The organism is Pseudomonas nitroreducens (assembly GCF_024170165.1).
Lineage (GTDB): Bacteria > Pseudomonadota > Gammaproteobacteria > Pseudomonadales > Pseudomonadaceae > Pseudomonas > Pseudomonas nitroreducens_C.
This window is the reverse complement of record NZ_JALJXP010000001.1, coordinates 553,975-567,051: the sequence shown is the minus strand read 5'-3', so window position 1 is coordinate 567,051 and position 13,077 is coordinate 553,975. Positions and strand designations below refer to the sequence as shown.

The following is a 13,077-nucleotide window of genomic DNA, read 5'->3' as shown; positions in this document are numbered from 1 at the left end:
GCTTCAGATCACCACCAGCTCGGCGTTCAATGCGCCGGCCTGTTCCAGCGCCTGGAGGATGCTCATCACGTCATCGGGCGTGGCGCCCAGGCTGTTCACCGTGTTGATGATGCTTTCCAGACTGGTGCCCTCGGGCCACTTGAACATCGGCTTCTTGTCCTGGCTGACCGAGACGTCCGACTGCGGGGTGACCGCCGTGGTGCCGTTGGAGAAGGGCCCCGGCTGGCTGACCTGGGGGTTCTCGCTGATGGTCACGGTGAGTGTGCCGTGGGCGACGGCGGCCGCCTTCACGCGCACGCCCTGGCCGATCACCACGGTGCCGGTGCGGCTGTTGAACACCACCCTGGGCCGGGTGCGGCCTTCCTGCACTTCCATGCCTTCGAGCAAGGCCATGAAGCTGGTGCGCTGGGCCAGGCTGACCGGGGCGCGGACGGACACTTTGGTGCCATCCAGCGCGGTGGCGGTACCGGAACCGAAGCGTTCGTTGACCGCGTTCATCACCTGGTTGGCGGTCTGGAAGCTCGGCTTGCGCACGTTGAGCATCACGTCCGGGCGCTGGGCGAAATCGCTGGGAATCATCCGTTCGATGGTCGCGCCGTTGGGAATCAGGCCGCTGTTGGCGCTGTTGATCGACACGCTGGAGCCGCTCTGCCCCTGCGCATGCAGGCCGCCGACGACGAGGTTGCCCTGGGCCAGCGCATAGACCTCGCCGTCCACGCCCTGCAGCGGCGTCATCAGCAGCAGGCCGCCGCGCAGGCTCTTGGCGTCGCCCAGCGAGGACACGGTGACGTCGATGGTCTGCCCGGCGCTGTAGGAGGGCGGCACGCTGGCGATGACGCTGACCGCGGCGACGTTCTTGAGTTTCGGGTCGACGTTCGGCGGCAGGTTCACGCCGAACTGCTTGAGCATGTTGGCCACCGACTGGTTGGTGAACTTCACCTGGTTCTTGTCACCGGTGCCATCGAGGCCGACGACCAGGCCGTAGCCGATCAGCTGGTTCTCGCGCACGCCTTCGATGTCCACCAGGTCGAGCAGCGGGATGGCCAGCGCCTGCGCCTGCCAGGACAGGCAGAGCAGCGCCAGCAGGCGGGTAAGGTTTCTACGCATGAGCGTTCTACGCATGGACGGCTCGCCTGCTTACATCGGGAACAGCGGATGGGTGAAGAAGCGCGTCAGCCAGCCGGCCGAGTTGCTGTCGTTGAGCACGCCGCGCCCGGCGTAGGAAATCTTCGCGTTGGCGACGTTCTGCGAGGAGACCTGGTTGGAGCGGTTGATGTCGTCGATACGCACCAGGCCGGTGAGGCGGATGAACTCGTCGCCCTGGTTCAGGCGCAGGGATTTCTCGCCCTTCACCAGCAGCACGCCGCCGGGAAGCACCTTGTGCACGGTCACCGCAATGGAGCCGGAGAGGGTGTTCTGCTGCGAGCTCTTCGCCGAGCCGGTGAAGTCGCGGTTGGCCGTGGCGGAGGTTTCCAGGCCGCCGTAGTCCTTGGTCAGGATGGTCGGTACCGGCACGTCCAGGCTGGACTGCTTGCCGAAGCTGGTGCCCGCGCTCTTGCTCGACTGGGTGGACTCGCTGAGCACCACGGTGACGATGTCGCCGACGCCGATGGCGCGCTTGTCGCGCAGCAGCGAGCCGCCGTAGCCGGAACGGAACAGGCCGCCGCTGGTGGTCGGCGGCTGGCTGTAGTCCAGCTCCGGGGGCTGGTAGGTCGAGGAATCCTCGTCCGGCAGCATCTCGTCGAAGCTCTGGCATCCGGCGAGCAGCGCCAGGGCGAGCAGCAGGGCAAGGCGCGTCATGGTCAGACCGTCTGGTTGAGGAACTGCTGCATGCCCGACGCGGCGTCGAGCACCTTGGCGTTGGCCTCGTAGGCGCGCTGGATGGCGATCATGTTCACCATCGCTTCCACCACCTGCACGTTGGAGCCTTCCAGCACGCCCTGTTTGAGAGTGCCCAGGCCTTCCTCGCCCGGCGTGCCTTCCTGCGGCTCGCCGCTGGCGGCGGTTTCCTTGTAGAGGTTGCCGCCGAGGGCTTCCAGGCCCGCCGGGTTGGTGAAGTTGACCAGGGTGATCTGGCCCAGCTCGGTGGGCAGGGTCTCGCCCGGCAGCACGGCGGTGACGATGCCGTCGCTGCCGACGGTGAAGCGGCTGGCGCCGGCCGGCACTTCGATGTTCGGCGTCAGCGGCAGGCCCTGGGCGTTGACCACGATGCCTTCATTGTTCAGCTGCAGCTGGCCGTTCTCGGTGTAGTAGGTGTCGCCGTTGGGCGCTTCGACCTGGAAGAAGCCGCTGCCGACGATGGCCAGGTCCATGGGCTGGCCGGTGGTCTGCATGCTGCCTTCGGTGAACACCTTCTGCGTGCCGACGACGCGCACGCCGCTGCCCAGCTGGATGCCCGAAGGCACGGTGTTGACCTGGTCAGCCTGGGCGCCGGGTTGCAGCTGCACCTGGTAGAACAGGTCCTCGAAGACCGCGCGGTCGCTCTTGAAGCCGACGGTGTTGACGTTGGCCAGGTTGTTGGCCACGGTGGACATCGCGGTGTCCTGGGCCGCCAGGCCGGTCTTGCTGACCCAAAGTGCCGAACTCATGTTGTGCTCCTGTCTGCGTGCCGCGGGTTAGCCGCCACGGATCATGCGGTCGCCGGCCTCGGCAAGATCCGAGGCGGCCTTCATCATCTTCACCTGGGTCTCGAACCGCCGGTTCAGGCTCATGGTGCCCACCAGCTGGTCGATGGCCGAGACGTTGCTCTGCTCCAGGTGCCCGGAGACCAGGCGCACGTCCTCGCTGGCGGCGACGTTCTGGCCGTCCTTGCTCACCAGCAGGCCCTGGGCGTTCTTCACCAGAGAGGCAGCCGGCGCGTCTACCAGCTTCAGGCGGTCGACGTCGGTCATGAGAAAATCGCCGCGCGGCATCACCGAAATGGTGCCGTCACTGCCGATGGCGATGGCGTCGTACTCGGGCAAAGTGATCGGCCCGCCCTCGCCGAGCACGGCGCGGCCGTTGATCATCAGCTGGCGGTCGGCGTCGATCTCCAGGTTGCCCTGGCGCGTGTACGCCTCGCCGTTGCCGCTCTGCACGGCGAACAGGCCCTGGCCCTGGATGGCGACGTCGAGGTCGCGCCCGGTGGCCATCAGGGTGCCGGCGCTCATGTCCACGCCGCTGCTTTCGATGCGCGCGAGGTGGCGGCTGTCATAGCCGGCGCCACTCACGTCGACGGCGGTGGCGTGTTCCAGGTCGGCGCGGAAGCCGGGGGTGTTGACGTTGGCGAGGTTGTTCGCGCGCACGTCCAGCGCCGCCATGCTGCGGCTGGCGGCGGTCATTGCGGTGTAGCCGAGGCGATCCATGACGAGTCCTTAGATGGCCGAGAACAGCACCTGGGTGAGTTCCTTGTCGGTGGTCATCACCTTGGTGTTCGCCTGGTAGTTGCGCTGGCCTTCCATGAGGCCCACCAGTTGCTGGGTGATGTCGACGTTGGAGCCTTCCAGGTTGCCGGCCGACAGCGAGCCGAACTGGCCGATGCCGGGCACGCCGATCAGCGGGGCGCCGGAGGCGGAGGTCTCGGTCCAGGCGGTGCCGCTCTGGTTCTGCAGGCCGCCGGAGTTGATGAAGTTGGCCAGGGCGACCTGGCCCTGCAGCATGCGCTGGCCGTTGCTGTAGTTGACGTAGACCTTGCCGTCGTTCTCCACCGCGATACCGGTCTGCTCGCCGGCGGCGTAGCCGGTGGTGCGGTTGGTGGTGACGACGAAGTCCGAGCCGTACTGGCTGGTGCCGGTGTAGTCCAGGGCGATGTTCATCGGATCGACACCGGGCAGGGTGAAGCTCACCGGTACCGAGGCGATCGGCGAGGACAGCGAGCCGTCCGGAGCGAAGGTCAGCGACTGGGTGGCGCCGACGGCATTGCCGTCCACCGCGTAGTGCGCGTCCCAGGTGTTGGTGCCGGTCAGCACGAAGTACTGGGTCAGGGTGTGTTCCTTGCCCTGGGAGTCGTAGATCTTGCTGGTGTAGGTGGAGTTGTAGGTCTCCACCTTCTGCGGGTCGAACGGCGAGACGGTCGGTACTGTCTCGTTGGAGTCCAGGTTGGCGACGAACTCCAGCTTGTCAGTGGCCTTGGCCGGCAGGTTGGCGGTCTTCACCTGCAGGTCGGAGACGGTGCCCACCAGCAGGTTGCCGGCGGCGTCGGTCGGGTAGCCCTGCAGGCGCTGGCCGGTGGCGTTGATCAGGTAGTTGGCGTTGTCCTGGCTGAACACGCCGGCGCGGGTGTACTGGGTGTCGCCGTTGCCGCTCTTGACCACGAAGAAGCCGCCGCCGGAGATGGCGAGGTCCAGTGCGCGGTTGGTCGACACCAGCGAGCCGCCCTGGCTGATGCTCTGGGTGGTGCCGGCGACTTCCACGCCCATGCCCTTGCCGTCGGCGTAGACGCTGCCGAACTCGGTGCGCGAGGACTTGAAGCCCACGGTGCCGGAGTTGGCGATGTTGTTGCTGATGGTGTCCAGCTGCTGGGTGACGGCGTTCAGGCCGGTCAGGGCGATGTTGAAGCTCATGGCGTTAGCTCATCCTAAGAGGGGGGAAACAGGCGTTCAGGCGGCCTGGCCCTGACTGAATTCGACGATCTTGTAGAAGGGCACCGAGCCTGCGCCCTCGACTTCCAGCACCGGCCCGTCGGCGCTGACACGGACGTTGTGCACCAGGCCGGAAACCTCGATGCCCGGCGTCTCGCCACTCTCGGTCTTGACCGCCAGGCTGTACTTGCCGGGTTTCAGGCCCAGCGTCTGCGGGTCCACGGTAAAGGGCACGGCACCGGCTTCCTGCGGGCCGAGGGGGATGTCGGTACGCACGCCGTTGGCGTCGGTGAGCTGCAGCACGGTGGTGGCCGAGGCGTGCTCCAGGGTGATCTGTCCGCTGACCTGGTCGCCGTCCAGCTGCAGGCTGTCGGCGCTGACCTTCACTTCCTGGCCCACCAGGCCGGCGGCAGTGAGGGTCTGCAGGTTGTCCATCAGCACCAGGTTGTTCTGCTGCAGGGTGGTCATGTTCTGCATGCTCTTGACCTGCGCCATGGCCGAGTACTGGTTGATGAACTCGGTGCTGTCCACCGGCTTGGTCGGGTCCTGGTACTGCACCTGGGCGACCAGCAGGGTGATGAAGCTGTTCTCCATGTCGGTCATCTCGCCCAGATTGACCGCCTGCCTGGGCGTATCGGACGAGGTACCGCTGGTGGTGCTGCTGGTGTCGTTGTTGACCGTGCTCATCAGGCGTCTCCCAGTTTCAGCAGGCTGGACTGCATGCTCTTCACCCGGTTGAGCACTTCCACGCCGGTCTCGAAGCTGCGGGTGGCGGACATCATGTCGGTCATCTCTTCGATCTCGTTGACGTCGGGGTAGTAGACGTAGCCGGTGGCGTCGGCCAGCGGGCTGCCGGGCTCGTAGCGGCGCTGCGGCGAGCGGCCGGAGGTCACCACGTCGAGCACCTGCACGTGGGCGCCGCCCATGCCGGCGCCCCGGGTCAGCTGGTCGTTCTCGTAGACGGCGGCGAACATCGGCTTGCGCGCCTGGTACACGGTGTCCGGGCTGTTGGCGGCGGAGTCGGCGTTGGCCAGGTTGCTCGCCACGGTGTTCAGGCGCACGGTCTGCGCGTTCATCGACGAGCCGGCGATGCGGTAGATGGAATCGAATGCCATGGCGTCAGCGTCCTTCGATGGCCTGCTTGAGGCCGCGGAATTTCAGGGTCAGGAAGGTCAGGCTGGTCTGGAAATCCATCGCGTTGCGCGAGAACTCCGCCTGCTCGGTGGACAGCTCCACGCTGTTGCCGTCCTGGGAAGACTGGTTGGGGATGCGGTACTTCAGGTCCGGGCGCGCGGCGCTGGTGCTCGCCAGCAGGACGCTGGGGCTGTCCTGGCGCTGCATCTCGGCGGCGAAGTCGATGTCCCGCGCCTTGAAGCCTGGGGTGTCTTCGTTGGCCAGGTTGGAGGCCAGGATTTCGCTGCGCTGCATGTGCAGCGAGAGGGCTCTCTCGTGGATACCCAGGGTCTCGTCAAACCGTATACTCATTCGCGCAACCCGCTCTCGTCGTTCGGCCATCTTTCGGTGTGCGCAGCGATAGAGCACAAAGCATGCCCACCCCGGAATACCGCTTCATGCCGTTGATTTACAAGGATTTATTCGAATTGCAGAGCCACGCGCGCAACGCGGCTCTTCCGCTTTCGACGCACCGCGCGACGGGATGCGGAAAGGTCCTTTCCGCCTGCTTCCTCCTGCTGCTGCCCGCCCTCGCGCAAGCCCAGGATGCGCGCGCGCAACTCGACGCCGCGGGGCGGCAGCAGGTCGCCGCCGAACTGAAGGAAGCCGCGCGCAAGGCCGGCTGGAAAGGCATGACTTTCAGCGTGAACAACAACCTGCCCAACAGCCTGGGAAAACTCGCTGCCTGCCCCGGCAGTCCGCAACTGCGCGCACTCGAAGCGCCCGCCGCGATCACCGCGCGACGGCGCTTCGAAGCTTCCTGCGCGGGGCAATCCGGCTGGCCGGTGACCTTCATCAGCCAGCCCACGGTGTACCTGCCGGCCGTGGTCGCCAGCAGCGAGATCGAGCGCGGCCGGACGCTGGATGCGGCGCAGCTCAAGCTCGCGCCGGTGGAACTCGGCAAGAGCTCGCGGGGTTACTTCACCGATACCGCCGAGGTGACTGGCAAGACCGCCCGCCGCCGCATCCGCGCCAACCAGCCACTGACCCCGGCGCTGCTCGATGGCGCGATGCTGGTGCGTCGCGGCCAGCAGGTGAAGATCGTCGCCAGCCAGGACGGCATCCAGGCCAGCGCCGTCGGCGAGGCGCTGGCCAACGGCAAGCAGGACGAAGTGATCCGCGTGAAGAACCTGCGCAGCCAGAAGATCATCGAGGCGAAGGTGATGGCGTCAGGCGAGGTGAGCAGCATCTTCTGAATGCCGCTCGCGCCAACCTCCGGAATCTCCCTGCAGGAGCGCGCCATGCGCGCGATCGCGGGCATGGCCCGCTCCTACAGGTTGACGCGGTGATACACCGGCGCGCCTCAGGTCCACCAATAGCGGACGAAATGGAAGAACACCGGCGCGGCGAAGCACACCGAGTCCAGGCGGTCGAGCATGCCGCCGTGGCCTTCGATCATGTGGCCCCAGTCCTTCACCCCGCGGTCGCGCTTGATCGCCGACATCACCAGCCCGCCGAAGAAACCGAGGATGTTGATCATCAGGGCGATCAGCAGCGCCTGCCAGAAGCTGAAGGGCGTGATCCACCACAGTGCGCCGCCGATCAGCGTGGCCAGCGTCACGCCGCCGACGAAGCCTTCCAGGGTCTTGGATGGCGACAGATTCGGCGCGATCTTGCGCTTGCCCATGAGCTTGCCGCAGACGTACTGCAGCACGTCGGACAGCTGCACGACGATGACCAGGAAGGCGATCAGCAGCAGGTTGCGCCCCTCGTAGCCGGCGATCTCCAGGGTCAGCAGCGCCGGCACGTAGGAGATGCAGAACACCGCCAGCATCAGCGCCCACTGCACCTTCGAGGCGCGTTCGAGGAAGTGCTTGGAGTCGCCACCCAGCGAGGCGAGGATCGGCAGCAGCAGGAACACGTAGACCGGGATGAAGATGGAGAACAGCCCGTACCAGCCAATGCCGATCAGCAGGTACTGCATCGGCAGCACGAAGTAGAACGCCGCCACCAGCGCCGGATAGTCGCTGCGCCGGGTCGGCATCAGGGTGAGGAATTCGCGCAGGGCGTAGAACGACACCCCGTAGAACAGCAGGATCACCGCCCAGTACCCGAGGGCGAAGGCGCAGCCGATCACCGCGACCATCACCCACCAGGCGTTGATCCGCGCGTTGAGGTTGTCGATCACCGCGTGCGGTCCGGGCGGCGCCTTCCAGCGCAGCACCGCGCCGACCAGTGAGGCGAGGATGAGGATGGCGCCGATGCCACCGAAGAGCAGCCAGGTCTGGTTCATTTCAGCGACCCTCCGGCGCGGCGAGCTTGAGCAGCGCCTCGCGAGCGCGTTCGAGGAAGGCTTCCTTGGCCTCGCCCTCCTCCACCGCCAGCGGGGCACCGAAACTCAGGGTGCACAGTAGCGGCAAAGGCAACGCACGGCCCTTGGGCATCACGCGGTTGAGATTGTCCAGCCACACCGGCACCAGTTCGACCTGGGGATAGGCCCTGGACAGGTGGTAGATGCCGCTCTTGAACGGCAGCAGACGCACTTCCTCGTCGAGGTTGCGGGTGCCCTCGGGGAAAAGGATCAGCGAGTCGCCTTCGGCCAGGGCGCGCTCCACCGGTTCCAGCGGGTTGCCACCCTCGGCACCGCGCGTGCGGTCGATCAGCACGCCATGGAACACGCGGTTGATGATGAAGCCACGCAGGCCGCCCTTGCCCCAGTAGTCCATGCCGGCAACCGGCCGCGTGCGCGAGCGCAGCTCCGCCGGCAGCGACGCCCAGAGCAGGACGAAATCGCCATGGCTGCTGTGGTTGGCGTAGTAGATGCGCTGCGCCGGGATCGGCGTGGTGCCGAGCCACAGGCTGCGCAGGCCGGTCACCGCACGGGCGCCGGCGATGATGGCGTAGGCGCAGAGTCGTTCCAGCATTGCGGGTACGTTCCTCAGGATTGGAAGGTCAGGGTGATCAGGCACAGCAGCGCAATGAGCCACTGTGCGGCGCAGAGCTGCACCTGCCGGCGCAACAGGGCGAGCGCGCCACGGCTGCGCTCGCTCCAGGGGCGACCGGTCTTGTCCGTCGGCACACCGGCGTAGGTGGCCAGGGCGTCGTCCAGTTGCCGGGTTTTCTCCGGCAGCGCCTCGCCGGCGTTGGCCATGGCCTCGAACAGGTCGGCGTCCAGCGCCACGCGCATGGCATAGAACTTCTGCACCAGCCCCAGCAGCACCAGCAACGCCATGCTCAGGCTGAACGCCAGGGTGGCGCTGGCCATCAGCACGCCGTAGAAACCCAGCGCCAGCGCCAGCACCGTGAGCGCCGAGGACAGGCCATTGAGACTGCTGCCGCGGCGCAGCAGGCTGGCCACCAGGATCAGGGCCGGATCAACCGACATGACTCACCTCCTGTGTCAGGTTCGGCTGGCCGGCGATCTGCGCCAGCACCGCCAGTTGTTCGGCCTTGAGCACCACCTGCGGACGTGCGTGGCGAACCTGCGCCAGCGCTTCCTCGAGCGTGGCCGCACGGCCGGATATCAGCAGCCACGCCGCCACCAGCGTGGCGCTGCGCGAGTAGCCCAGTGCGCAGCACACCAGCACCGGGCCTTCGGCATGCATTCGCTGGATCAGCTCCGCGCCCTGCCGGCACTGCTCGACACTCGGCGCCACCAGGTCGAGCAGGGGCAGGCACTCGTAGCGCCGGGTCAGCGCAGTGCAGGGCAGCTCGGCGCACAGGTCGAGGATCGACAGGCTCGGCAGATGCCGGGGCTTGTACCAGTCCGGCAGGCGCCCGAGCCAGAGACCCGGCAGCACTTCGTCCGGCTGCGGATGGCGGCGCGTCCACCAGCGCGCGTTGAGCCACGCGCCCAGCCAGCAGGGCGCCAGCAGCCAGGAGACTGCCACCGAATGGCGACCGTCCAGGCGTTTCTGGAAGCCCACCGTGCCGATCGCCAGGTAGCACAGCGCGACCAGCGCCAGGGACACCGCAGGCCAGCACAGCCAGAGCCACAGGCCGCCGCCGGCCAGCGCCAGCACCAGACAGAGCAACGACCCGGCGCCGTAGATCGCGGCCAGCCTGCGCCGCTGCGGATCGCCGCTGAGGCTCCACGCCTGCAGCGGCGAGCGCACCTCCCGTGGCCACAGCCAGACGCAGAAGAAGCCCAGCAGTGCACCGGTCGGTACGTCGATGAAATGGTGTTGCCAGGTGGTCAGCACCGACAGGCCGATCAGCGCGAACCAGCCGTGCAGCAACCAGCGCCATGCGCCACTGGCGTAGCGACCGTAGGCGGCCCAGAGGATCACCAGCAGGGCGATATGCAGCGAGGGCGCCTGGTTGAAGGGTTTGTCGAAGCCCATCAACAGGTCGAACAGTACGCCGAAGAAGCCCTCCAGCATGGGCCGCTCGAAGCTGAAGCGCAGCGGAAACAGCAGGAAGCAGGTCACCGCGATAACCTGCGCGGTGAGCAGGCGCAGGGCGTGGCAGTCCAGCCCGCGGCGGGTACGCGGCAGCAGGAAGGACAGCCCGTACAGCAGGTCGATGGACCAGTACGGGATGATCGTCCAGGGCCATAGCGGCATGCCGCGCTCCCAGTCGAACACCAGCACACCGACCGTTTCGCGCTGCCCCGCCACCCAGTTGGCGAAGCCATAGCTGAGGAAGAAGAACGGCCCGAGGAACAGCAGCCAGATCACCGCGCGCCGCAGGACTCCGGGATCGCGCGCCGGCATCGACGCCATCAGCTGCGCTCCCGACGGGCCAGGGAGACGGTGAAGATGCCATCTTCATCGATGCGCTGGGCCAGCTTGCGGAAGCCGGCAGCGGCCACCAGCTGGTCCATCTCTGCTTGCGTGCGGCGGCGCATGACCCAGGCCTGCCCGGCGCGGTGACTGGTGAGGGCGCGGGCGATCAGCTCCAGCTGCGGGTGCCAGGGCTGGCCGGTGTAGATCAGGTAGCCGCCCTCTTCCACTGCCTCGCCCAGGCCGGCCAGCGATCCGCTGACCAGGGCGTTGTCGGCGAACAGCTCATAGAGACCGGAGACCACCGCCAGCGTCGGCTTCGGCTCGACGGCGGCGAGGTCGGCGCCATCGAAGGCGTCGCCCTGCACGAAACGGGCGCGCTGCTTGAGCCCCAGGCGCTCGATCAGCGCCGAGCCCTCGCGCACGTTCAGCTCGCTGTAATCGCGTAGCAGCACGCTTTCGGGCAGCGCCTCGAGGCCCTGCAGCGCTTCGAGGATGTAGCGCCCGTGGCCGGCGGCGATGTCGAGGATGCGTACCTCGCGACCCTGCTCGCGCAGGCTGGCCATGGCCAGGCGCAGCAGCTCCTCGATGTTCACCTTGCGCTGGCGGATGCCGCGCCAGCCGGCGGACTCCAGGTAGGTACGATCGATCATCCGGCCCACCGGCCCCGCTCCGGCGGGCTGGTTGCGGTAGACGTAGTCCAGCGTGCTGCCGGAGTCGAAGCCGGTCTGGAAGCCGAGGTTGATGCCGTCGGACAGCAGCCGGCCGAGGCGCATGTTGGCGCGGGTCGCGCGCCAGTAGAGATCACGGATCGACCAGGCGGGCAGCGGTGTCGCCAGTGCTTCCGCCTCGGCGCAGGTGTAGCCGAAGCGGTCGGCGTCGCGCAGGTCCGCGCACTCAGGCTGGCGGGTGAAGCATTCGAGGATGAAGCGCCGCGCGCGGGTCACTGCCTGCTCGCGCTTCAGCTCGCCCAGGGTGTCATGGAAGAAGCCGGGCAGGATGTGCAGCTCCTTGCGGGCCGTGCCGAGATTATCGAAGAAGCGCTGCTGCGGCTTGCGGTGCACCACGAAGTCGGAACCGGAAATCAGCAGTTGCGTCGGCACCTGGATCGCCTGCGCATCGGCCACCACACGGTCGGCCGCTTCGTACAGGCCCAGCAGCACGTTCACCGAGATGGCCTTGGCGATCAGCGGGTCGCTGTCGTAGGAGGCGATGCGCTCAGGGTCGTGGGTGAGGAATTTCGCTTTCACATAACTGTTGACGAAGAAGTTGCCGCGCCACCCGCGCGCCAGCTTCAGGCCCGGCCGGGCGAAAGGCACGTAGAGCTTGACCTTGAACGCCGGCGAAGCGAGCACCAGGCTGCGGATCGGCGGCGCATAGTCGTGCACCCAGGTGGAGGCGACCACCGCGCCGACACTCTGCGCCACCACCGCCATATCGCTGATGGCAACGCCGTAGGTCGAGGCGATGTGCTCGACGAAGGTCTGCACGTCGCGGACACTGGTGCCGAAACTCGGGCTGTCGCCACGCGCGCCGGGCGACTGGCCGTGTCCGCGGGCATCCCAGGCGAAGACGTCGAAGCCGGGCAGGTCGAGTTCGTCGGCCAGGTGGCCGATACGCCCGGAATGCTCATGGCCGCGATGGAACAGCAATACCGCGCGGCGCGGCTCGTCGCTGCCGGCAACGGCCGGCCAGTGGCGGTAGAACAGCTCGACGCCGTCGTGGGTAACGAAGTGGTGATTCGAAGACTCGCGCATAACTTCCTCTGTTCGATGGCTTGCGGGACTGTCCGGTCCCCGTCCTGAGATGGCGGCCGTGGCTCAGGCCTGTTGTTCCTTCTGCTCGGCCAGCCCCTGGCGCACCCGGTTGACGATAGTCAGCACCAGCAGCAGTGCCAGCAGCACCAGCAGCGGGTTCAGCCAGACCAGCGGCAGCTGCCCGGCCGCCACGGCCGCGCCGAAAACGCCGAAGCACAGTGCGCGGTCGCTCTTGCCCATGGGGCCGTCGTAGCGCCGCGAAGCTCCCACCATCAGCCCGAGCACGCCGGCGTATTCGCTGATCACCGCCAGCAGGACCACCAGTACCACCAGCGCCGGGCTCACGCCCGGCAGCAGGGCGAATGGCAGGTACAGCGCGCCGTCGGCGATCACGTCCGTGAGTTCGTTGAGATAGGCGCCCAGCTTCGACTGCTGGCCGAACTCGCGGGCGAGCATGCCGTCCATGGCGTTGAGCGCCATGCGCAGGAACATCCACAGGGGGATCAGCAGGAATATCCAGGCGTGGCCGGCCAGCAGTGCGACCGTGAGCGCCACCAGCAGCGAAAGGCCGCAGGCGGCCAGCGTCACCTGGTTGGCGCTGACGCCACGCTCGTGCAGGCGGGTGACCAGGGGGCGGAGCAGGTTCTGGAAACGGGACTTGAGCTGGTAGACGGAGATCATGAGGTTCCTTTCTCACAGTTCGGAACGAGGGATTCGGTCGAACGATCCACAACCTTGTGGACCCGGGGAGCTTAGCCGCACCCCGGCGCCAGGGCTGTCAGATATGTCTCAACAAGATAGATGACCGATCCTGAGATTCAGGGCACAGGGTGTCGGTCAGGGAAGTCGACGGACCGACTGCCGGCTTCGCCGGAATCCCCGCGCCAAATTTTTTTCATCCCCCCTTAATCCTTCCCCGCGAGC

Annotated in this window: 15 protein-coding genes; 1 reads left to right on the top strand and 14 read right to left on the bottom strand. The window is 67.0% G+C overall.

Features of this window, described 5'->3' with window-relative positions; all coding sequences use genetic code 11:
• Positions 1–3 precede the first annotated feature (3 nt).
• From J2T47_RS02575 to flgB, 8 genes are read right to left on the bottom strand one after another with little or no spacing between them, the layout of a single operon-like run.
• Complete coding sequence (locus J2T47_RS02575; protein ID WP_253442127.1) at positions 4–1,107, bottom strand: flagellar basal body P-ring protein FlgI; 1,104 nt, start codon at positions 1,105–1,107, stop codon at positions 4–6.
• Positions 1,108–1,137: 30 nt separating this feature from the next.
• On the bottom strand, positions 1,138–1,800 hold the full coding sequence (gene flgH, locus J2T47_RS02570; protein ID WP_138213236.1) for a flagellar basal body L-ring protein FlgH: 663 nt from the start codon (positions 1,798–1,800) through the stop codon (positions 1,138–1,140).
• 2 nt (positions 1,801–1,802) lie between these two features.
• Positions 1,803–2,588, bottom strand: coding sequence for a flagellar basal-body rod protein FlgG (gene flgG / locus J2T47_RS02565; protein WP_253442125.1), 786 nt, complete (start codon positions 2,586–2,588; stop codon positions 1,803–1,805).
• A 27-nt stretch (positions 2,589–2,615) separates the two neighbouring features.
• Complete coding sequence (gene flgF / locus J2T47_RS02560; RefSeq protein ID WP_253442124.1) at positions 2,616–3,344, bottom strand: flagellar basal-body rod protein FlgF; 729 nt, start codon at positions 3,342–3,344, stop codon at positions 2,616–2,618.
• 9 nt (positions 3,345–3,353) lie between these two features.
• Positions 3,354–4,541, bottom strand: a complete 1,188-nt coding sequence (gene flgE, locus J2T47_RS02555) for a flagellar hook protein FlgE (protein WP_253442122.1) — start codon at positions 4,539–4,541, stop codon at positions 3,354–3,356.
• A 36-nt stretch (positions 4,542–4,577) separates the two neighbouring features.
• On the bottom strand, positions 4,578–5,246 hold the full coding sequence (locus J2T47_RS02550; protein ID WP_253442120.1) for a flagellar hook capping FlgD N-terminal domain-containing protein: 669 nt from the start codon (positions 5,244–5,246) through the stop codon (positions 4,578–4,580).
• Positions 5,246–5,674 carry a flagellar basal body rod protein FlgC gene (flgC, locus tag J2T47_RS02545; protein ID WP_045213291.1) on the bottom strand — a complete coding sequence of 143 codons (429 nt, stop codon included), beginning with the start codon at positions 5,672–5,674 and terminating at the stop codon, positions 5,246–5,248. Before flgC ends, J2T47_RS02550 begins: the two co-directional genes overlap by 1 nt.
• Positions 5,675–5,678: 4 nt before the next feature.
• On the bottom strand, positions 5,679–6,044 hold the full coding sequence (gene flgB / locus J2T47_RS02540) for a flagellar basal body rod protein FlgB (RefSeq protein ID WP_253442118.1): 366 nt from the start codon (positions 6,042–6,044) through the stop codon (positions 5,679–5,681).
• A gap of 62 nt (positions 6,045–6,106) precedes the next feature.
• Between flgB and flgA the strand changes: the two genes are divergently transcribed.
• The gene (gene flgA, locus J2T47_RS02535) at positions 6,107–6,928 is read left to right on the top strand and encodes a flagellar basal body P-ring formation chaperone FlgA (protein WP_253442116.1); all 822 of its coding nucleotides are present in this window, start codon (positions 6,107–6,109) and stop codon (positions 6,926–6,928) included.
• 107 nt (positions 6,929–7,035) lie between these two features.
• Here the strand turns inward: flgA and J2T47_RS02530 are convergent, their stop codons facing one another.
• The 6 genes from J2T47_RS02530 to J2T47_RS02505 form a co-directional block, all read right to left on the bottom strand.
• Complete coding sequence (locus J2T47_RS02530; protein WP_253442114.1) at positions 7,036–7,965, bottom strand: phosphatidate cytidylyltransferase; 930 nt, start codon at positions 7,963–7,965, stop codon at positions 7,036–7,038.
• Between the two features lies 1 nt (position 7,966).
• Complete coding sequence (locus J2T47_RS02525) at positions 7,967–8,596, bottom strand: lysophospholipid acyltransferase family protein (RefSeq protein WP_253442112.1); 630 nt, start codon at positions 8,594–8,596, stop codon at positions 7,967–7,969.
• A gap of 14 nt (positions 8,597–8,610) precedes the next feature.
• Complete coding sequence (locus J2T47_RS02520) at positions 8,611–9,057, bottom strand: hypothetical protein (RefSeq protein WP_253442110.1); 447 nt, start codon at positions 9,055–9,057, stop codon at positions 8,611–8,613.
• A complete protein-coding gene (locus J2T47_RS02515) occupies positions 9,047–10,387 on the bottom strand; it encodes a phosphatase PAP2/dual specificity phosphatase family protein (RefSeq protein ID WP_253442701.1) in 1,341 nt (446 codons plus the stop codon). The genes J2T47_RS02520 and J2T47_RS02515 overlap by 11 nt, the downstream gene beginning before the upstream one ends.
• Positions 10,388–10,395: 8 nt before the next feature.
• The gene (locus J2T47_RS02510; RefSeq protein WP_253442108.1) at positions 10,396–12,153 is read right to left on the bottom strand and encodes a bifunctional alpha/beta hydrolase/class I SAM-dependent methyltransferase; all 1,758 of its coding nucleotides are present in this window, start codon (positions 12,151–12,153) and stop codon (positions 10,396–10,398) included.
• A 63-nt stretch (positions 12,154–12,216) separates the two neighbouring features.
• On the bottom strand, positions 12,217–12,834 hold the full coding sequence (locus J2T47_RS02505) for a CDP-alcohol phosphatidyltransferase family protein (protein ID WP_253442106.1): 618 nt from the start codon (positions 12,832–12,834) through the stop codon (positions 12,217–12,219).
• Between the last annotated feature and the right edge of the window lie 243 nt (positions 12,835–13,077).